1 protein-coding gene is annotated in these 605 nt (G+C 35.5%); it reads right to left on the bottom strand.

Annotation, left to right across the window (positions count from 1 at the left end):
* Positions 1-215: 215 nt before the first annotated feature.
* The gene (locus ETB99_RS14605) at positions 216-353 is read right to left on the bottom strand and encodes a hypothetical protein (protein WP_171700935.1); all 138 of its coding nucleotides are present in this window, start codon (positions 351-353) and stop codon (positions 216-218) included.
* Positions 354-605 lie beyond the last annotated feature (252 nt).

Raw genomic sequence — 605 nt, 5'->3', positions numbered from 1 at the left:
ATGTCTTCTGTTGACGGGCGAAACGATAGATCGTGTTCTTTTTACCACTTAGGGCATTTTCTATTACGGGGATGCCCTATTTGTGTTGCGCTCCTTTACATACTACTATCGGGATGAATAGTTACCAAAATAGAAGTAAAAACTCGTTAACTATTATTTTCTTAATGATAGTACCCAATTATTATGGTTAATAATTGAGTACTAATCCAACAATTCTATTTATATTTATTCCATCCTTTGATGAATCCTCTAATAAGCAAATAACCGTCTCCAACAGCGCTTATTGGTATTGCAGCTTTCAATCCAGCACGTATCGCAACTTTTAATGCTATTTTTCTTGCATTTTGTAACATAGTTCTTGATCTTCCTAAATGTTTTACAGCTTCTTGTGCAGATTTGCTATAACTTATTTTATAAGCTTCACGTCCCTTTGCTATTCCTGCCCAAATGCTAGTAAATATCCAACTGGCATTATCCCTGTTAAAGCCGATGATAAAATCCCCAATATAGCCGGAATAAAATTCCCCACTTACAATAGAACCATAGTGTCAACGAGAGGAGCTATGGTTCATGATTACGAGAGGGGAATTTTTTATGATCAAAGA

This window comes from Anoxybacillus sp. CHMUD (genome assembly GCF_013096965.1).
GTDB classification, from domain to species: Bacteria; Bacillota; Bacilli; order Bacillales; family Anoxybacillaceae; genus Anoxybacillus; species Anoxybacillus kestanbolensis_A.
Note: the sequence above shows the minus strand (reverse complement) of the source record. Positions and strands in the feature narration are given on the sequence as shown.

Excerpts from the sequence above, each read along its gene's own strand:
- ETB99_RS14605 (WP_171700935.1), bottom strand. The coding sequence starts at position 353 with ATGTTACAAAATGCAAGAAAAATAGCATTAAAAGTTGCGATACGTGCT.